Origin of the sequence: Mesorhizobium sp. CO1-1-11, from assembly GCF_020164995.1 — a bacterium.
Lineage (GTDB): Bacteria > Pseudomonadota > Alphaproteobacteria > Rhizobiales > Rhizobiaceae > Mesorhizobium > Mesorhizobium australicum.
In genome coordinates this window covers 51442-70349 of sequence record NZ_JAIUHE010000016.1, presented here as the reverse complement: position 1 = coordinate 70349, position 18908 = coordinate 51442, and the positions used below count along the sequence as shown (strand labels likewise).

General features: G+C 64.1%; 14 protein-coding genes and 1 pseudogene. 8 read left to right on the top strand and 7 right to left on the bottom strand.

Annotation, left to right across the window (positions count from 1 at the left end):
• The first annotated feature begins 7 nt into the window (after window positions 1–7).
• The 3 genes from LB554_RS19665 to ppa all read left to right on the top strand — a co-directional run bounded on the left by LB554_RS19665 (window position 8) and on the right by ppa (window position 2121).
• The gene (locus tag LB554_RS19665) at window positions 8–646 is read left to right on the top strand and encodes a TPM domain-containing protein (RefSeq protein ID WP_224586353.1); all 639 of its coding nucleotides are present in this window, start codon (window positions 8–10) and stop codon (window positions 644–646) included.
• 244 nt (window positions 647–890) lie between these two features.
• Window positions 891–1397: a GNAT family N-acetyltransferase gene (locus LB554_RS19660; protein ID WP_015315131.1), complete on the top strand. Its 507-nt coding sequence runs from the start codon at window positions 891–893 to the stop codon at window positions 1395–1397.
• 190 nt (window positions 1398–1587) lie between these two features.
• Window positions 1588–2121, top strand: coding sequence for an inorganic diphosphatase (gene ppa, locus LB554_RS19655; RefSeq protein ID WP_140616548.1), 534 nt, complete (start codon window positions 1588–1590; stop codon window positions 2119–2121).
• Between the two features lie 7 nt (window positions 2122–2128).
• On the opposite strand, the gene LB554_RS19650 is transcribed toward ppa, so the two are convergent.
• Window positions 2129–2722 carry a hypothetical protein gene (locus LB554_RS19650; RefSeq protein WP_015315133.1) on the bottom strand — a complete coding sequence of 198 codons (594 nt, stop codon included), beginning with the start codon at window positions 2720–2722 and terminating at the stop codon, window positions 2129–2131.
• A gap of 44 nt (window positions 2723–2766) precedes the next feature.
• Window positions 2767–3384 (bottom strand): TetR/AcrR family transcriptional regulator, encoded by a 618-nt coding sequence (locus LB554_RS19645; RefSeq protein WP_015315134.1) that lies wholly within the window; start codon window positions 3382–3384, stop codon window positions 2767–2769.
• A gap of 74 nt (window positions 3385–3458) precedes the next feature.
• On the opposite strand from LB554_RS19645, the gene LB554_RS19640 reads away from it, so the two are divergent.
• Window positions 3459–4742, top strand: a complete 1284-nt coding sequence (locus tag LB554_RS19640; RefSeq protein WP_224586351.1) for an MFS transporter — start codon at window positions 3459–3461, stop codon at window positions 4740–4742.
• Window positions 4743–4935: 193 nt separating this feature from the next.
• Here LB554_RS19640 and LB554_RS19635 read toward each other — a convergent pair whose 3' ends face one another.
• Window positions 4936–5217 carry a hypothetical protein gene (locus LB554_RS19635; protein ID WP_140662511.1) on the bottom strand — a complete coding sequence of 94 codons (282 nt, stop codon included), beginning with the start codon at window positions 5215–5217 and terminating at the stop codon, window positions 4936–4938.
• 198 nt (window positions 5218–5415) lie between these two features.
• Here LB554_RS19635 and typA point away from each other — a divergent pair, with 198 nt between their 5' ends.
• Window positions 5416–7245: a translational GTPase TypA gene (gene typA, locus LB554_RS19630; protein WP_015315136.1), complete on the top strand. Its 1830-nt coding sequence runs from the start codon at window positions 5416–5418 to the stop codon at window positions 7243–7245.
• A 57-nt stretch (window positions 7246–7302) separates the two neighbouring features.
• Here typA and LB554_RS19625 read toward each other — a convergent pair whose 3' ends face one another.
• Window positions 7303–7614: a hypothetical protein gene (locus LB554_RS19625; protein WP_224586349.1), complete on the bottom strand. Its 312-nt coding sequence runs from the start codon at window positions 7612–7614 to the stop codon at window positions 7303–7305.
• 82 nt (window positions 7615–7696) lie between these two features.
• Here LB554_RS19625 and LB554_RS19620 point away from each other — a divergent pair, with 82 nt between their 5' ends.
• Window positions 7697–8308: a LysE family translocator gene (locus tag LB554_RS19620; protein ID WP_015315138.1), complete on the top strand. Its 612-nt coding sequence runs from the start codon at window positions 7697–7699 to the stop codon at window positions 8306–8308.
• Between the two features lie 2 nt (window positions 8309–8310).
• Here the strand turns inward: LB554_RS19620 and LB554_RS19615 are convergent.
• Window positions 8311–10082: pseudogene (locus LB554_RS19615) on the bottom strand (aromatic amino acid ammonia-lyase).
• 189 nt (window positions 10083–10271) lie between these two features.
• A complete protein-coding gene (locus LB554_RS19610) occupies window positions 10272–10835 on the bottom strand; it encodes a peroxidase-related enzyme (RefSeq protein ID WP_140662516.1) in 564 nt (187 codons plus the stop codon).
• Window positions 10836–10973: 138 nt separating this feature from the next.
• Here LB554_RS19610 and LB554_RS19605 point away from each other — a divergent pair, with 138 nt between their 5' ends.
• Together LB554_RS19605 and LB554_RS19600 are read left to right on the top strand one after the other, a co-directional pair.
• Window positions 10974–15761, top strand: coding sequence for an NAD-glutamate dehydrogenase (locus LB554_RS19605; protein WP_224586347.1), 4788 nt, complete (start codon window positions 10974–10976; stop codon window positions 15759–15761).
• An 85-nt stretch (window positions 15762–15846) separates the two neighbouring features.
• Window positions 15847–17220, top strand: a complete 1374-nt coding sequence (locus tag LB554_RS19600) for an MFS transporter (RefSeq protein ID WP_224586345.1) — start codon at window positions 15847–15849, stop codon at window positions 17218–17220.
• Between the two features lie 39 nt (window positions 17221–17259).
• Here the strand turns inward: LB554_RS19600 and purH are convergent, their stop codons facing one another.
• On the bottom strand, window positions 17260–18876 hold the full coding sequence (gene purH, locus LB554_RS19595) for a bifunctional phosphoribosylaminoimidazolecarboxamide formyltransferase/IMP cyclohydrolase (protein ID WP_224586342.1): 1617 nt from the start codon (window positions 18874–18876) through the stop codon (window positions 17260–17262).
• Window positions 18877–18908: the final 32 nt, after the last annotated feature.

The following is an 18908-nucleotide window of genomic DNA, read 5'->3' as shown; positions in this document are numbered from 1 at the left end:
CAAGATCATGGCGACACGACCGATCAGCCCGCAGGATCATGAGCGCATCGCCGCTGCGATCCGCGCCGCCGAAGCGCAAACCGACGGCGAGATCTACTGCGTCGTGGCGCATGCCAGCGACGGCTACTTCGCTCCCGCAGCCTTGATGGCGATCCTCGGCATGCTGGTCGTCAGTCTCGCGGTCGCCTATGGGCTGGAGGCCTGGTGGCTCACCATCCGCCTGCCACATTTCGTCATAGCTGAGCTGCTGGCCATGGCCTGCGTGCTGGCCCTGTTGTGGACGCTGCCCGGCCTGCGCATCCATATGGTGCCGCGTCGGCTGCGCTATCAGGCCGCGCACGCCAATGCGGTCAAGCAGTTCCTCGCCCGCAACGTCCACCGCACCACGGCGCGCACCGGCGTGCTGATCTTCGTCTCGATCGCCGAGCGCTATGCCGAAGTGGTCGCCGATTCGGGCATCGACGCCAAGGTCGGCCAGCATGTCTGGGACGGCGTGGTGCGCGATCTGACCGCGCATGCCGGCGACGATCGGCTTGCCGACGGTTTCGTCAAGGCGATCGAGCGGGTCGGGGCCGTGCTGGCCGAGCACTTCCCGGTCACTTCGGGCGATACCAACGAGCTCGACGACCATCTGGTCGAAATCTGAAAAGCCCTACCTGCAAACGCTACTCAGCCGGACGCCTGACGCGGCTTTCTGCGCTTCCGATGCCTACGGACCTAAAAGTCCGCTGCGCTTCGGTACTCGAAAGCCGCGCCATCCGCCTCGGCTGAGCGCGTTTTCAGGCAGGCTTTGGCCAATGTCGGCAGTGTCATGATCGTCTGTGCGAAAGCGGACCATCGGCCGCCGGGACTCTTGCAATCGGGCGATGCGAGTTTATGGTTAACAAATCATGAATACGCTGACGATCGACATTCGGAAGGCAGACCCGCGCGATGCCGGCGCCATCGCCGAAGTGCACCTCGAGGCTTGGCGCGGCGCGTATAGCGGAATCATTCCGCACCGCACGCTGACATCTATGATCAACCGTCGGGGAAGCGACTGGTGGGCCAACGCCATCCGCCGCGCCGCCACCGTCCTGGTCGTCGAGATCGGCGGCACGATCGCCGGATACGCGACGATCGGCAAGAACCGCGCCAAGGAGCTCAAGCAGCAGGGCGAGATCTACGAATTGTACCTGCGCCCGGAATATCAGGGCATCGGGCTCGGCAGGCGGCTGTTTTCGGCGGCCAGGGCACGTCTCGCCGACCACGGGCTGAAAGGCATGGTGGTGTGGGCGCTGGAAGACAACCAGAACGCACTTGCCTTCTATGCCGGGGCCGGCGGCCGCGACATCGCCGAAGGGGTCGAGATTTTCGAGCAGAAGGCGCTGAAGAAGGTCGCCTTCGTCTGGGAGTGACCGCCTGGGGATGATCGTGGGAGGCGCAGTCCCGGGCTCACGCACATCACGACGCTGAAACATCTTGTGCCGATGATTGAACGGGTCGACCGCCATCGCGTCTCGCCGGACGCCTGTAAGCACCATTCGCCGCATTGCACCATTTTGCGCCGCCCGCTATCTCCTGCCGACCGAGAGAGGGACAAAAGACATGCGCATCGAAGCCATAGCCACCGGAAAGAATCCGCCTGAGGACGTCAATGTCATCATCGAGGTGCCGATCGGCGGCGAGCCGATCAAGTACGAGATGGACAAGGAGGCCGGCACGCTGTTCGTCGACCGCTTCCTGCACACCTCGATGCGCTACCCCGGCAATTACGGTTTCGTGCCGCACACGCTGTCGGGCGACGGCGACCCGATTGACGTGCTGATCTGCAACACGCGCGCCTTGGTGCCGGGCTGCGTGATCAACGTGCGGCCGATCGGCGTGCTGATCATGGAAGACAATGCCGGCCAGGATGAAAAGATCATCGCGGTGCCGTCACCGAAGCTGACACTGCGCTACGAGAACGTCACCGAATACACGCAGCTGCCCGACATCACGCGCCAGCAGGTGCAGCACTTCTTCGAGCACTACAAGGATCTGGAACCCGGCAAATGGGTCAAGATCGAGGGCTGGCATGATTCCAAATACGCCAAGAAGATGATCATGGACGCTATCGACCGGGCGAAGGCGAGCAAGTAGCTCGCGGTCAGTTATCGACCCGGCCGAAAGCCGGCACGTCGCCAATCACCACGCGCTTGTCCTTGCCGCAGGCGAAGCCTTTCGCCTTCTCGTCGGCGATCTTGCGCGCCTGGTCGTTGGCGGCGGGGTTACCGGTGGCCAACACCAGGCCGACGGTGCAGCCGTCCCGGGCGTCCATCTGAGCGACCTTGGCGACGAGCAGCACCTCGGTCTTCTTGGTCTCGTCCTCGCCATTGCTGATCGAGCGGCGGTGGATGACCGCGAACGGCACGGCTTTGTCGCCATTGGTTTCGACACGCCACTCGACCTTGGCTCCGGACGAATTCAAGGCGGAAAAACTTTCCCAGGTGGACGTCATGTCGCCGCCGGGCGGAAAACCATAGAACAGCGATTCGCGGGCGTCGTCATATCCGACCAGCACGGGATAGCCGCGATAGCCGGAGCAGGCGAGGTCGGCCCAGTCGCCGTCGCCCTGCTCGGCCTGCGCATAGGTCACGCAGTCCTTCTTCCAGTCGAGGTCGGTGTAGGTGCTGGAAATGTCGCCGGCCTGTGCCGCCTGGCAAAGGCCGGCCAAGGTGAGCGGGATCAACAGGCTGCGCATGGCGGAGATCTCAGTTGGAGGTCGTCCCAGCGTATCGCCAATCGCTATTTCTTCAAGCTGGCTTCGATCAGCAGGTCGGCGTTGCGGGCAACCGACTGCGCGGGGCCGCCGAGGCCGAACAGTTGGCCGCTGATATAGGCGCCTTCGATAAGCAGCAGCAACCCGTCGCCCAGCGTGTCGGGGTCTTGCGCGCCCATCGCAGCCGCCATGGCGCGCAGGCGGCGGCGCAATTCCTGCTTGTTGGCCTCGCTGACGACGCGAGCCGGATGGCTGTGGTCGGGATATTCGACCGCCGCATTGGTCATACCGCAGCCGCGATAGTCCGCCACTTGCGTTCGCTTGCCGATACGGGTCAGGAAAGCCTTGATCTGAGCGCGCGGGTCGCCGGGGTTGGCGGCGACGGCCTCGTCGAAACGCTCCCAATATTCAAGATCGTATTGCCTGAGGTAGGAGGCGGCCAGCTCGTCCTTGGAGGGAAAGCTGCGATAGAGGCTTGGCTTGGTGACGCCGGCACGCTTGACGATTTCGTCGACGCCGATCGCCCGGATACCGCGCCGGTAGAACAGGTCATAGGCCACGTCGAGGATCTTCTTGGCGGCCTTCGGTGGCGCCGACGCATGACCGTCGCTGATGGTCAGTTCAATATTTTTGTCGCTTGGCATCATGGGACTCGATTGACAATGTTACCGATCGGTACGTATACATGCTCCTACCTTGCAACGTACCGGTCAGTAACATGATAGCTCAATCCCGTCCCTTTGGCCAGCGCTACGCTTTCGTGGTGGTGGGCGTCATCTTCCTCTGCCTGCTGATCGCGGCCGGCCTGCGCTCGGCGCCTTCAGTCATGATGCTGCCGCTCGAAAACAGCTTCGGCTGGCGGCGCGACGTCATTTCGCTGGCCGCGGGCGTCGGCATCCTGCTCTATGGGCTGACCGGTCCGTTCGCCGCGGCGCTCATGGAACGCATCGGGCTGCGCCGCACGCTGCTGGCGTCGCTGGTGGTGATGTCGGCTTCGACCACGCTCAGCCTGCTGATGACCAAGCCATGGCACCTGTTCATCACCTGGGGCGTTTTTTCCGGCATCGGATCCGGCGCTGTCGCCAGCGTCCTTGGCGCCACCATCGTCAACCGCTGGTTCAAGACCAATCGCGGTCTTGTCATGGGGCTGATGTCGGCCTCCAGCGCCACCGGCATGCTGATTTTCCTGCCGCTCATCGCCTCGCTCGCCCAGTCAGGCGGCTGGCAGCCTGTCGTCATCGCTGTCGCGATCGCCACCGCGGCGTTGATCCCTCTGGTCTGGTTGCTGGTGCCGGAGCGCCCGGCCTCGATCGGAATGGTGCGTTATGGGGCCGAGGCGGATGATGTGCCGCCGACTTCGCCCGCATCACAAGGCAATTTCCTGGCGCATACGCTCAGCACGCTGCGCTGCGCCGCCGGCACGCGGGTTTTCTGGTACCTGTTCGCCACTTTCTTCGTCTGTGGCTTCACCACCAACGGGCTGGTCGGCACGCATTTGATCGCCTTCTGCGGCGACATGGGCATCGGCGAGGTGCAGGCCGCCGGCCTGTTGTCTATGATGGGCATTTTCGACCTGATCGGCACCACGCTGTCCGGCTGGCTCACCGACCGCTACGACCCGCGCAAGCTGCTCGGCGTCTACTATGCCATTCGTGGCCTGTCGCTGATCTATTTGCCCTATTCCGGCTTCTCGGCAACCAGCCTGATCATCTTCGCGGTGCTCTATGGTCTCGACTGGATCGCCACCGTGCCGCCGACTTTAAGGCTCGCCAACGAAGCCTTCGGCGACCGCAGCGGGCCGATCGTGTTCGGCTGGATCGTGGCCGGCCATCAGGTGGGTGCCGCCGCCGCCGCTGCCTTCGGCGGCACCATGCGCGAACTGCAGGGCAACTACGAACTGGCGTTCCTGATTGCCGGCATGACGGCGATCGCGGCGGCTTGTATTTCGCTCCTGATCAACACCAGCCGGCCGGCCTTCGATCCCGAACCGCAGGCGGCTTGAGGCGCGTCGATAATTCAGGTGAGGCCGGCCTGCAAACGGCGGATTCCTGCGCTTCTCAGTTCTACTGCGTCGCAGTAGAACTGAGCTCACGTACAAAATGTACGCTCCGCTCGGATTCTCGAAAACCACTATTTTCGGCCCGGCCTGACCTGAATCTCAACACACCTCAGCGTGTAAGAACGGGCGCGAACGATCAGTCGGGGTAGCAGACCATTGGAATGTTGGGCCAGACCGCCGCGTCGCAGTTGGCGCTCGCCTGTCTCTGCTTGAAGGCGGCACTGACCGGCCCGGTCACCACGGGGTCGACGCCGTCGGGCGCGTCGGCAAAGGCCTGCTGCGCGGAAGGCGCATCGGCCGGCAGGACAGGCCGCGTTTCCTTCAGCGTCGCGGCCGACTGCGCGGCGTTGGCCGCCAGCAGCATCGCAAAGGCGGCGGAAGCGATAAGCGGCCAAAATCGGTTGAGTCTATCGGTCATGACGTTCGAACTGTCCGGGCCCTGAAAAGGTTCCCGCCTTGGTTAACAAAATCATTTCACACGCAGATGCTTAAGATTTGATGAGTATTTGGTGTCGCGCGTCCCCTTTCGCAACTGCGAAAAACCCTGTATGAGCCGCGCAACCGAAAGAGGCAGCGCCCTTGGCCTGCTGCCTGCAACGCTTCCGAGACCAGAATCATGAACCTCCGTAATATCGCGATCATCGCGCACGTCGACCATGGAAAGACCACCCTGGTCGACCAGCTTTTGAAACAGTCCGGCTCCTTCCGCGACAACCAGCGCGTCGCCGAGCGCGCCATGGATTCCAACGATCTCGAAAAGGAACGCGGCATCACCATCCTGGCCAAGGCGACCTCGGTCGACTGGAAGGACACGCGCATCAACATCGTCGACACGCCCGGTCACGCCGATTTCGGCGGTGAGGTCGAGCGAATCCTGTCGATGGTGGATTCGGCCATCGTGCTGGTCGATGCCGCCGAAGGCCCGATGCCGCAGACCAAGTTCGTCGTCGGCAAGGCGCTCAAGGTCGGCTTGAGGCCGATCGTCGTCATCAACAAGATCGACCGGCCGGACGCGCGCCATGTCGAGGTGGTCAACGAGGTGTTCGACCTGTTCGCCGCGCTCGACGCCACCGACGAGCAGCTCGACTTCCCGATCCTTTATGGTTCGGGCCGCGACGGCTGGGTGTCGGAAAATCCGGAAGGCCCGAAGGACCAGCAGCTTGCGCCGCTGTTCGACCTCGTCATCAAGCATGTGCCGGCGCCGACCGTTCATCCCGGCCCGTTCCGGATGATCGGCACCATCCTGGAAGCAAACCCGTTCCTCGGCCGCATCATCACCGGCCGCATCGAGAGCGGCACGCTGAAGTCTAACCAGGCGGTCAAGGTGCTGCACAATGACGGCACCCAGATCGAGACCGGCCGCATTTCAAAGATTCTCGCTTTCCGCGGCCTCGAGCGTCAGCCGATCGAAGAAGCGCAGGCGGGTGACATCGTCGCCATCGCCGGCCTGTCCAAGGGCACCGTCGCCGACACGTTCTGCGACCTGGCGGTGACCGAGGCGCTGCATGCACAGCCTATCGATCCGCCGACCGTGACCATGTCCTTCCTCGTCAACGACAGCCCGTTGGCCGGCACCGAAGGCGACAAGGTGACCAGTCGCGTCATCCGTGACCGTCTGCTGCGCGAGGCCGAAGGCAATGTCGCGCTGAAAATCGAAGAATCGCCCGACAAGGATTCGTTCTTCGTTTCCGGCCGGGGCGAATTGCAGCTCGCCGTCCTGATCGAGACCATGCGCCGCGAAGGTTTCGAGATCGCCGTCTCGCGTCCGCGCGTCGTCATGCAGAAGGGCGAGAATGGCGAATTGCTGGAGCCGGTCGAGGAAGTCGTCATCGACGTCGACGAGGAGCATGCCGGTGTCGTCGTGCAGAAGATGTCGGAACGCAAGGCCGAAATGGTCGAGCTGCGTCCCTCGGGCGGCAACCGCCAGCGCATCGTCTTCCATGCGCCGACGCGCGGCCTGATCGGCTACCAGTCGGAACTGTTGACCGATACGCGCGGCACCGCCGTGATGAACCGGCTGTTCCATGCCTACGAGCCCTACAAGGGCGAGTTGCCTGGCCGCACCAACGGCGTGCTGATCTCCAACGAACAGGGCGAGTCGGTGGCTTACGCCATGTGGAACCTTGAAGATCGCGGTCCGATGGTCATCGATCCCGGCGTCAAGGTCTATCAGGGCATGATCATCGGTATCCACAGCCGGGACAACGATCTCGAAGTGAACGTGCTGAAGGGCAAGAAGCTGACCAACATCCGCGCCGCCGGCAAGGACGAGGCGGTCAAGCTCACCCCGCCGATCCGCATGACGCTGGAGCGCGCGCTGGCCTGGATCCAGGACGACGAACTGGTCGAGGTGACGCCGAAGACCATTCGCCTGCGCAAACTCTATCTCGACCCGAACGAGCGCAAGCGTTTCGAGAAGTCGTCGAAGGCGGTCGGCGCGGCGTAAAGTTTCCCTTTCCGAGAGTTTGAGAGGGCGGAGCACTTGTTCTCCGCCCTCTTTCGTTCATCCACCAGCGGCCGAGATGATGGTCCGCCGGTCGGGCTCGCTGGCGAGATCGATGCGGATTGTCGCTCCCTCTCGGACCGGTTTGCGCAGGGCCTTTGCTCCATCCGGCTCGATGGTCAGCAGCCTCCGCTCGTCCAGCGCCCGAAGGCGCGACCGCGAGATGCCGAGTTCGTTGGCAAGCAGCCGGTCGAGCCTCAACGATACCGGTATTTCCAGACCAAGCCGGAGATCCAGCACCGTCGCGCCTTGCTTAATCCCGCCGATCACCTGCTTGCGCACGAAAGTCACGCCGTAGGAGTCAGCGCCCATGGCCCATATTGTCTTGCCTTTGCCAGAGACGCAGCTGTCGGGTTATTGTGGTTGGTGAAGCCCTGACGCGGAGACCCTCGCCATGCACCTCGCCTCGCTGCTGATTTTCGCCGCCGCCTTGTTCGTGGCCGCCGGTTCGCCTGGCCCATCGATCGCGGCGCTTGTCGCGCGCGTTATCTCGAAGGGGTTTCGCGATGTGTTTCCGTTCCTGCTTGCCATGTGGATTGGCGAAGGCATCTGGCTGTCGCTGGCGGTGTTTGGGCTGGCCGTGGTGGCGCAGACCTTCCATCTCGCTTTCGTCGTCGTGAAATGGATCGGCGTTCTCTACCTGGCCTATCTCGCCTGGAAGATGTGGACGGCGCCTGTCGACGCCAAGGAGGGCGAGATGCCGCGTGAGGATTCGGCCGGCAAGCTTTTTTTCGCCGGCATGGCCGTCACGCTCGGCAATCCCAAGATCATGATGTTTTACCTGGCGCTGTTGCCGACCATCATCGACCTCGCTTCGGTCAGTCTCGTCGGCTGGGTCGAACTGACGGCGACCATGGCGGTGGTGCTGATCGCCATCGATCTCGCCTGGGTGCTCGCCGCCTCGCAGGCGCGCAAGCTCCTCAGGAGCAAGCGCGCCATGAAGATCGCCAACCGCGTCAGCGCCACGACGATGGCCGGTGCGGCGGCGGCCATCGCGGCGCGGTAAGGCTATCTGGGCAAGACGCCGGCCGCAGGCATGGCGGCCGCCTTCGGCGCCTGCGGTCCGCCGGAATAGAATTTCGAGGCCGGGTTCTCCTGCATGAAATCGTAGGCGACCATGCCGAGCGGCCGCTTTTGCCGTTCCGATGCCGCCTGGTGCCAGGGGATCACCTGGCGCAGCGCCTCGAGCGCCGCGGTTGGCGCCTCGCCGAATTTCCGCTGCGGGTTCTGCGCCTTGCGGATTTCCATCCAATAGCTTGCCGTCAACAGGTCCTGCGCCAAGAGATGGAAGGATATGTCGACCGCCTCGCGGGCGCGTTGCGTCTTGACGCGGGTCTGCCCTTCCAGGTCTTCGACGGTGGCGACGATCGCCTGGCCATTCGGCGTCACCGGCGTGCCGAGGTCGGCCAGTTCCTGCCAGAGATCGGTCGGCAGATAGCCGTCGAAGGTCGGGATGTCCTTGCGCTCGTCGGGCTTCAGCGCATCGGTCGGCTTGATCACGGTGAAGAAGGGATTGCGGAAGCGCTCGATGCGCTGCGCCACCGCGACACCGAGATTGGTGAGAGAGATGGTGAAAGCCTCGACCTGATTGGCCATGGGATAGGGATCCCAGTTGGCGTTGGAGAAGATATAGCCGGACTTGCCGCCGCTCAGCGGCCCGCCCTTGATATAATATTTCATGAATTGCGGCGTGCTCAGCTCCGGCGAGCTCTGCGGCGTCAGGCCCGGCAGCACGGCCGGATTGTGATCCGACGAATTGATGGAGAGCAGCACGGATTGGCGCAGATCCGCCCAGGCCTGCCAGGCCGAGCCCTGGCGCTGGCTGGAGGCACGCATGCTTTCCGGATCCTGGATGATGCGGGTCTGATCCTCGTCGAAGAGATAACTGCCCTTGATAATGTCCATGACCCGCGCGGCATCCCATGTCAGCCATGGGTAAGGCCGCATGGATTGCACGGGTGCGGAAATCGGCGTCACGCTGGAATTCATGCCTTCAGCCCCATGGCGTAGCTGAGGTCGGTCCACTCCAGCAGTTTTCGCGCGTCCTCCAGCAAAAGCACGGCCTGTGCCTGTGCGTAGGCATTGGTGCTGATCAGCGCGGCCTGGTCGGCGGCGAAAGGCTCGAGAGGCTTCAGACCGGCCTGCGAAAGGGCCTGTGTGGCCGGCATGCGGACGCCATCGAGATAGGCTTCGCCTTCGCCGACCATGGCCGCGCCGATATTGCCAAGCGTCGCGAGGTCGCCTTCGCCGAGCGTGCCGCGCGATTGCACGACCGGCGTCACCCGCTTGTTCAGCATGTCGACCAGCATATGCGTCAGCTGCGGGCTGGCAGCCTCGTAGGACATGGTGTTGGCGCGGATCGCCATGATGGCGCGCACCAGCGCTTCTTCCTGCAACTCCGGCCCATAGCCTCTGTTGACGCCGCCCTTGAAGCGGGCGAGCTGCTGATCCTTGAGCAGCTTGCTGTTTTCGGGCGTCGTCGGATCGCCCGAGAAGATCACCGTCTCGCGCTGGTCGCCGGCGCCACGGTTGAACCAGTAGATGGTGACACCTTCGGCAGCACCTTCGAGCAGCAGGCCATAGGCGTCCGCCGAACGTTGCAGCGCCTCGGGGCTGAGCTCGACCTTGGCGCCGTTGCGGGCGATGTCGATGACCTGTTCGACGGTCAGGTCATGGCCAGTCAGCGTTATCGTCTTGGCCGCGGCTGTCTCGAAAATGGGCTGGTAGGCTGTCACCGCCTCGAAGGCGTGGGCGGGTGGAGCGGCAAGCGCCAGCGTCATGGTCAGGGCGCGGAGAAAAATCCCGGGTTTGGCAATTGCATCAAGCACAGGGGGACTCCCATTCACGAAGCGTTGGCCTCGGGCATCAAGTTCACCCCTCGGAAATTTTGTTTCCCCGAAAACTAGCCGGCGGCATTCGCCTGTCAACGCTTGATGCGAAGTAGGACCGATGGTGGAACGCGCGTGGCCCTATCGCGCCATGGCGTGGTATTCGTCGTTCGGCCGCATGTCGATCGCGGCCGCGACACGGTTCGACATGTTGAAGAAGGCCGCGGTCGAGGCGATATCCCAGATGTCGCGATCGCTGAAGCCGGCCTGGCGCAGGGCCGCGCGATCGGCCTCGACGATCCTGGCCGGCTCCTCCGTCAGCTTGACGGCGAAGTCGAGCATTGCCGTTTGCTTCGGCGAAAGATCGGCGGCGCGGAAATTCATCACCATCATCTCACCAAGCAGGGGATCGCCCGAGAGCTGGCGCACCGCCGCGCCATGCGCGGTCAGGCAGTAGTAGCAGTGGTTGATGGAGGAGACGGCGACCGCGATCATCTCGCGTTCCAGCTTCGACAGGCCGGACTCGCCCAGCATCAAATCATTGTACATGTCGGTGAAGGCGCGCAGTTTCTTGTCGTCGAAGGCATAGGCCTTGAGCACGTTGGGGACGAGGCCGAGCTTTTCCTCGCATTTGGCGAAATAGGCTTTTGTCGGCTCGCTCAGCTCTCCGGCGGCCAGGTCTAGCGCGGTGATTTTGCCGGTCATCGTGTCATTTCTCCTCGTCATGCGAAGCCTTGCCGCCGAATTCCGAGAATTCTTGGCAAGCCGTCAAACCTTTGTCGCCAAACAGCGGTCATCTGCTACCATAGTCGCAAAAGCATGCGACGGGAGGGAAGAAGCGTCATGGCCAGCGTAAAATCCGCAGCTAAGTCGAAGAAGAAGGCACCTGCGGCTAAGGCAGAGGAAAGGCCGGCCAGGCTTGCCGATTACCTGCTCGCCCGCGCGCCGGCGGAGGATATCGCCGCCTATGACGTGGCCGACCTCGAGCGTGCCGCCGATCTCGCCGGCCAAGCGGTCGCCGCCCACAAAAAGGGTGAGTGCGTCGTCGCCGTCGAAGCCGATTCGGGCGTGGTTCGCGAAGGCCGCCCGGTGACCGTCATCACGGTCGTCAACGACAACATGCCCTTCCTGTTCGATTCCATTCTCGGCGAGGTTACAGAAACCGCCGGTGAACCGACCTTGGTCACCCATCCGGTGGTCACGGTTCGCCACGGCAAGACGGGTGTCGACGAAATCCTCGGCGACGGCAATTTCGCCAGGGATGACGGCAGCCACGACCGGCTGAGCGTGATCCATGTCCATATTCCCCGGCTGACGCCCGAACAAGCAAATGGCCTGGCCGAGCGGCTGCGCAAGATGCTCGGCCAGGTCCATGCCGCCGTCAACGACTGGCGGCCGATGCTGGCCCGGCTCGATCAGGCCATCTCCGAATTCCGCTATTCGGCGGTGCCGCTCGACAAGAAGAGCGTCGCCGAGGCGATCGCCTTCCTGGAGTGGCTGCGCGACGACAATTTCACTTTCCTCGGCATGCGTGAATTCAAATACACAGGCGGCGAGGAAAGCGGCAATCTGGAGCGGGCCGAAAAACCCGGCCTCGGCATCCTGACCGACCCGGACGTGCTGGTGCTGAGACGCGGCACCGAGGCGGTGACGACGACGCCGGAAATCCGCGCTTTCCTGCACGGACCGGAGCCGCTGATCGTCACCAAGGCCAATGCCAAGTCGCTGGTGCACCGGCGCATCTATCTCGATTACATCGGCGTCAAGACCTACAGCGCCAAAGGTGCGTTGGCGGGCGAACTGCGCATCGTCGGCCTGTTCACCTCGACCGCATACACGCGCTCGGTGATGAAGATCCCGTATCTCAGGTCCAAGGCCGAAACCATCATCGCCAAGTCGGGGTTCGACCGCCACGACCACTCCGGCAAGGCGCTGATCAACGTGCTGGAAAGCTATCCGCGCGACGAACTGTTCCAGGTGCCGGTACCGATCCTGCGCAAGCATGCCGCTGCCATTCTCGGCCTGGTCGAGCGGCCACGCGTGCGGGCGCTGGTGCGCGCCGACCAGTTCGACCGTTTCGTCTCGATCCTCGTCTTCGTGCCGCGCGACCGCTACGACAGCGTCGTGCGCGAGAAGATCGGCACCTATCTGAAAACCGCGTTCGAGGGCCGGCTGTCGGCCTATTACCCGGCTTTCCCGGAAGGCGGGCTGGCGCGCGTGCACTTCATCATCGGCCGCTCCGGCGGCAAGACGCCGAAGGTCGAGCAGGCGACGATAGAGGCGGCGATCCGCGACATCGTGCGCACCTGGGAAGATGCGCTTGCCGATGCGGCCGAAGCCAGCGGCAGCGACCCGGCGTTGAAAGCCATCGCCGCGCGGCTGCCAGAGAGCTACCGGGATACGTTCAGCGCTGGCGTGGCGCTGGCCGATGCCGGACGAATCGCCAAGATCAGCGCCGGCAATCCGATCGCCATCGATTATTACCGCCATGCCGAGCAGAAGCCGCACCAGGCGGCGCTGAAGATCTATCACCATGGCAGCCCGGTGGCACTGTCGCGGCGCGTTCCGGTGCTGGAGAACATCGGCTTCCGCGTCATCAGCGAGCGGACTTTCGAAGTCGGCGACGACCAGTCGGGCCTAGTCTTCATCCACGACATGGAACTGGAGAACAGCTACGGCAAGCCGATCGACCTCGCCGACGGCGGTGCGCTGTTCGAGGACGCTTTCCTGTCGGTGTGGCGGGGCGACGTCGACAATGACGGCTATAACGGCCTCGCCCAGACCGCCGGCCTGTGGTCGGGCGAGATCACCATCCTGCGTGCCTATGGCCGTTACCTGCAGCAGGTCGGCATCCCGCAGAGCCAGGATTTCATCGCCGCCGCACTCAACCGCTATCCCGAGATCGCGCGCGGCCTGCACGCGCTGTTCATCGCCCGGCTCGGCCCGACGGCCGAAACCGAAGGCGTGGTGGCGGCAAAGCACCTCAAGGCCAAGATCAAGGATGCGCTGGAGGATGTGCCTAACATTGACGACGACACCATCATCCGCCGCTACCTCAATTTGATCGAAGCCTCGCTGCGCACCAATCATTTCGTTGCCGATACGAAAGAGAAAGGCCAGTCGCTGGCGATCAAGCTCGAGTCGCAGGCGGTCGAGGGATTGCCGGCGCCGCGGCCATGGCGCGAAATTTTCGTCTACGGCTCGGAGGTCGAAGGCCTGCACCTGCGCTTCGGCCCGGTTGCGCGTGGCGGCTTGCGCTGGTCCGACCGCGCCCAGGACTATCGCACCGAGGTGCTCGGCCTGGTCAAGGCGCAACAGGTCAAGAACGCCGTCATCGTGCCGGTCGGCGCCAAGGGCGGCTTCTATCCCAAGAAACTGCCGATGAGCGCCGGACGCGACGCGATCTTCGAGGCCGGCACATCGGCTTACAAGAACTTCGTTTCCAGCCTGCTCTCGATCACGGACAATATCGGCCTGGACGGCGTCATTCCACCGGCAGGTGTCGTGCGCCGCGACCAGGACGATCCTTATTTCGTCGTCGCCGCCGACAAGGGCACGGCAACCTTCTCCGACACCGCCAACGCCATCTCCGAAAAGCACGGCTTCTGGCTCGACGATGCCTTCGCCAGCGGTGGTTCGGCCGGCTACGACCACAAGAAGATGGGCATCACCGCCAAGGGCGCCTGGGAAGCGGTCAAGCGGCATTTCCGCGAGATGAACCGAGACATCCAGACCTCGCCCTTCTCTGTCGTGGGCGTCGGCGACATGTCGGGCGACGTGTTCGGCAACGGCATGCTGTTGTCGCCGAAAACGCGGCTGATCGCCGCTTTCGACCATCGCGACATCTTCATCGATCCCGATCCCGACATGGCGGTCTCGATGGCAGAGCGCGAGCGCATGTTCGCGTTGCCGCGTTCGAGCTGGCAGGACTATGACAAGACCAAGCTGTCGGACGGCGGCGTCATCGTTTCGCGCAGCCAGAAATCGATCACCTTGCCGGCTGCCGCAGCAGCGGCGATCGGACTAGCCAAGACGACCGCCACGCCGGTCGAGATCATGACCGCCATCCTCAAGGCGCCGGTCGACCTCTTGTGGTTCGGCGGCATCGGCACGTATCTCAGGGCATCGACCGAGACCAATGCCGAGGTCGGCGACCGCGCCAACGATGCCGTCCGCATCACGGCGCTTGACGTGCGCGCCAAGGTGATCGGCGAGGGTGCCAATCTGGGTGTGACGCAGCGGGCGCGCATCGAGTTCGGCATGAATGGCGGCCGCTGCAACTCCGACGCGATCGACAATTCGGGCGGCGTCAACTGCTCCGACGTCGAGGTCAACATCAAGATCGCGCTGGCGTCGGCAATGCGCAAGGGATCGCTGACGCGGCCGGCGCGCAACAAGCTGCTGGCCGAGATGACCGACGAGGTCGGCGGGCTGGTGCTGTCCAACAACTACCAGCAGACGCTGGCGCTTTCGATCGCCCGCAAGCGCGGCCTCGCCGACATCGCGCATCAGAGCCGCTTCATGACGGCGCTGGAGGCACGCGGCCTGCTCGATCGTGTCGTGGAAACACTGCCGTCGCCGGCAGCCCTTGCCGAGCGCGAGGCGCGCGGCGAGCCGTTGACCCGGGCCGAGCTCGGCGTGCTGCTCGCCTATGCCAAGATCGTGCTGTTTTCCGACATCGTCGCCAGCGACGTGCCTGACGATGCGCATTTCGACCGCGACCTGATGGGCTATTTCCCGGACCGGATGGCGAAGAAATACGCTTCCGAGATCCACGGCCACCGGCTGCGCCGCGAGATCATCGCGCGCGTCGTCGCCAACGATCTGGTCAATCGCGGCGGGCCGTCCTTCGTCAACCGGCTTCAGGAGGCGACGGGGCGCACCGCAGCAGATGTAGTGCGCACCTTCGCCGTGGTGCGCGATGGCTTTGCGCTGCCCGCGCTCTATCGCGAGATCGACGCGCTCGACAACCAGATCGACGGCCAGGTGCAACTCGATCTCTATCAGATGGTGAGCCGGCTTATCTACATGAGCAGCGGCTGGTATCTGAAGAACGATGCCGGCACGGCACCGCTCGGCCAGCGCATCGCCGAACTGCAGGATGCGCGCAAGGCGCTGGAGCCCAAGCTCGTTTCGCTGCTGCCGGCTTTTTCGCGCGAGCGGATCGAGGAGAAGCGGCACGCGCTGTTCAAGGCGGGCGCACCGGAAAAGCTGGCCGAGCAGCTGGCGATGAGCGAGGCGGCGGAACTCATCCCCGACGTCGCGCTGACGGCCCGCATCGCCGGCGCCGATATCGTCGCGGCGGCCAAGGCGTTCTTCGCCGTCAGCGATGCCTTCCGCATCCCGCGCGTCGAGGATGCCGCGCGCTCGATCACGCCATCGGACTATTATGACCAGCTCGCTCTGTCCCGCGCCACCGACACGATCGGCGCGGCGCGGCGCGGCATCGCTATCGCCGCGCTTACCGGCCATGCCGAGGCGGCCGATCCGGTGGCGGCCTGGCTCGAAGCCGGTGGCGAGCGGGTGGCGCGCATCCGCGAACGGCTGCAGGCGTTGACGGAGGGCGGCGACATCACCGTGTCGCGGCTGTCGGTTGCGTCGGGGCTGATGAGCGATCTGACGGGCATGTGAGCCAGCGGTTGTCCGTTTGCATGATCATTCGAAACATGCAGACATGGCGCCCGAAATGGGCGGAGCGGACGCCGGGGGAATCACTATGGCGGTAGAGACAGTGCAGCGGGCATCCGGGCGCGGCATCTGGGGGTGGATGTTCTTCGACTGGGCGGCGCAGCCGTTCTTCACGGTCGTCACCACCTTCATCTTCGGCCCCTATTTCGTTTCGCGCATGGCGGGCGATCCAACCACTGGCCAGGCCGTCTGGGGTTATGGCATCGCCGCAGCCGGGCTGGTCATCGCGGTGCTATCGCCGATCCTAGGATCGATCGCCGACCAGACCGGGCCGCGCAAGCCGTGGATCGCGTTTTTCGCGGCGATCAAGATCACCAGTCTCACCTTGCTCTGGTTCGCCGCGCCGGGTTCCAACCTGTTCCTGGTCGTGGCGCTGTTCTCGCTGGCCTCGGTGGCAGCGGAGTTCTCCACTGTCTTCAACGATTCCATGATGCCGCGGCTGGTGCCGAAGAGCGAGATCGGCCGCATCTCCAACGTGGCCTGGGGCCTCGGCTATCTCGGCGGCATGATCGCACTGATCTTCGTCGTCACCTGCCTGGCCGGCTCGCCGGAGACCGGCAAGACGATCATCGGCATCACCCCGCTGTTCGGGCTCGATCCGCAACTGGGCGAGGATGCTCGCGCCACCGGGCCGCTGTCGGCGGGCTGGTATTTCCTGTTCATCCTGCCGATGTTTTTCTTTACGCCCGACGCCATCAAGGGCATCCCGATCGGGCCGGCGGTGCGCGAAGGCCTGTCGGAGCTGAAATCGACGCTGGCCGAGGTGCGCAAGCGCGGCGGCATCTTCCGCTTTCTCGTCGCCCGCATGATCTACCAGGATGGCGTCAATGCCTTGCTGGCGCTGGGCGGCACCTTCGCGGCGGGCATGTTCCACTGGTCGATCACCGAGATCGGGATGTTCGGCATCATCCTCAATGTCGTCGCCATCTTCGGCTGCTGGGTCGCCGCCCGCCTGGACACCGCGCTGGGCTCCAAGGCGGTGGTGATGATTTCGCTGGTCATGCTGTCCATCGCCACTATCGGCGTGGTCTCGACCGGGCCTGGATTCACGCTGCTCGGCCTGATCCAGCTTTCGACCTCCGATTCAGGCGGCCTGTTCGGTACGGCGGCCGAAAAGGCCTACATCATGTACGGCCTGCTGATCGGCCTGGCTTTCGGGCCGGTGCAGGCCTCGTCGCGCTCCTACATGGCGCGCAGCGTGACCGCAGCCGAATCCGGTCGCTATTTCGGCATCTATGCGCTGGCCGGTCGGGCGACCAGTTTCCTGGCGCCGTTCATGGTGGCGACGATTACCGCCACCAGCGGCTCGGCCCGGCTTGGCATGGCGGCGATTATTTTGTTCCTGGCCATCGGCATGGCGATCCTGGTTCGCACGCCATATCCGGCGGATCGGCCGGAGTAGATGCTTCGATATTCACCCCACTGGCCGCCGAGCGGCAGGTTAGTGCCGGAAATGCCGTACGCCGGTGAACACCATGGCAATGCCGTGTTCGTCGGCGGCGGCGATGACATCGTCGTCGCGCATCGAACCGCCCGGCTGGATCACGGCGGTGGCACCGGCTTCGATGGCCGACAGCAGGCCGTCGGCGAAGGGGAAGAAGGCATCCGAAGCGACCACCGAGCCCTTGGTCAACGGCTCGGCCATGCCTGCCGTCTCCGCTGCGTCGATCGCCTTGCGCGCGGCGATGCGCGAAGAATCGACCCGGCTCATCTGACCGGCGCCGATGCCGACCGTGGCGCCGTCCTTGGCGTAGACTACGGCGTTCGACTTGACGTGCTTGGCGACGCGGAAGGCGAATTTGAGATCGGCCATTTCAGCCGGCGTCGGCGCGCGCTTCGTTACCACCTTCAGGTCGAGGTCGTCGACCACGGCATTGTCGCGGCCTTGGACCAGCAGGCCGCCTGAAACCGACTTGACCGTCGTGCCGGCCGTGCGCGGGTCCGGCAGGCCGCTGGTGACCAGCAGGCGCAAATTCTTCTTGGCAGCTATGATTGCAGCAGCCTCGTCGGTCGCGTCGGGCGCGATGATCACCTCGGTGAAGGTTTTCACGATTTCCTCGGCCGCCTCGGCGTCAAGGGTGCGGTTCAAGGCGACGATGCCGCCGAAGGCCGAGACCGGGTCGCAGGCGAGCGCCTTGGCGTAGGCCGCTTTCAGCGATGTGCCTTCGGCCACGCCGCACGGGTTGGCGTGCTTGATGATGGCGACGGCGGCCGAGCGATTGGGATCGAATTCGCCGGCCAATTCGAAAGCGGCGTCGGTATCGTTGATGTTGTTGTAGGATAGCTGCTTGCCCTGCAGCTGCCGCGCCGTGGCGACGCCCGGCCGTTTGTCGCCATTGACGTAGAAGCCGGCGCCCTGGTGCGGGTTCTCGCCGTAGCGCATCACCTCGGCCAGCCTGCCGCCAAAAGCGCGCCAGGTTGGATGCTCGATCTCCAGCGCCTCGGCGAACCAGCCCGAGATCGCCGCATCGTAGGTGGCGGTGCGGGCGAAGGCCTTCGCCGCCAGCTTCTTGCGGAAATCCAACGACAGAGAGCCGATGTTCATCTCCAGCGCGTTGAGCACAGCGGCGTAATCGCCGGGATCGGTGACGATGGCGACATAGGCGTGGTTCTTGGCCGAGGCGCGGATCATCGCCGGGCCGCCAATGTCGATGTTCTCGACGATCGCCGCGTAGTCGGCGCCGGAGCGGCGGACGTCCTCGAACGGGTAAAGATTGGAGACGACGAGATCGATCGGCTCGATGCCGTATTTGCGCATCGCCAATGCGTGCTCGGGGTCGTCGCGCACGCCAAGCAGCGCGCCATGCACGGACGGGTGCAGCGTCTTGACGCGGCCATCCATGATCTCGGGGAAGCCGGTGAGCTCGGAGACGTCGCGCACCGCCATGCCGGCCTCGGCGATCGCTTTTGCCGTGCCGCCGGTGGAGACCAGCTCGACGCCGGCCGCGGCCAGTGCCCTGGCAAAGTCGATCAAGCCCGTCTTGTCGAAAACGGAGAGCAGCGCACGGCGGACCGGAACGAGGTCCGGGGCGGGAATGTTCTTGGCAGGAACGGCCATGGCTGGCGGCCTTTCATGTCTGGAGGAGCGTG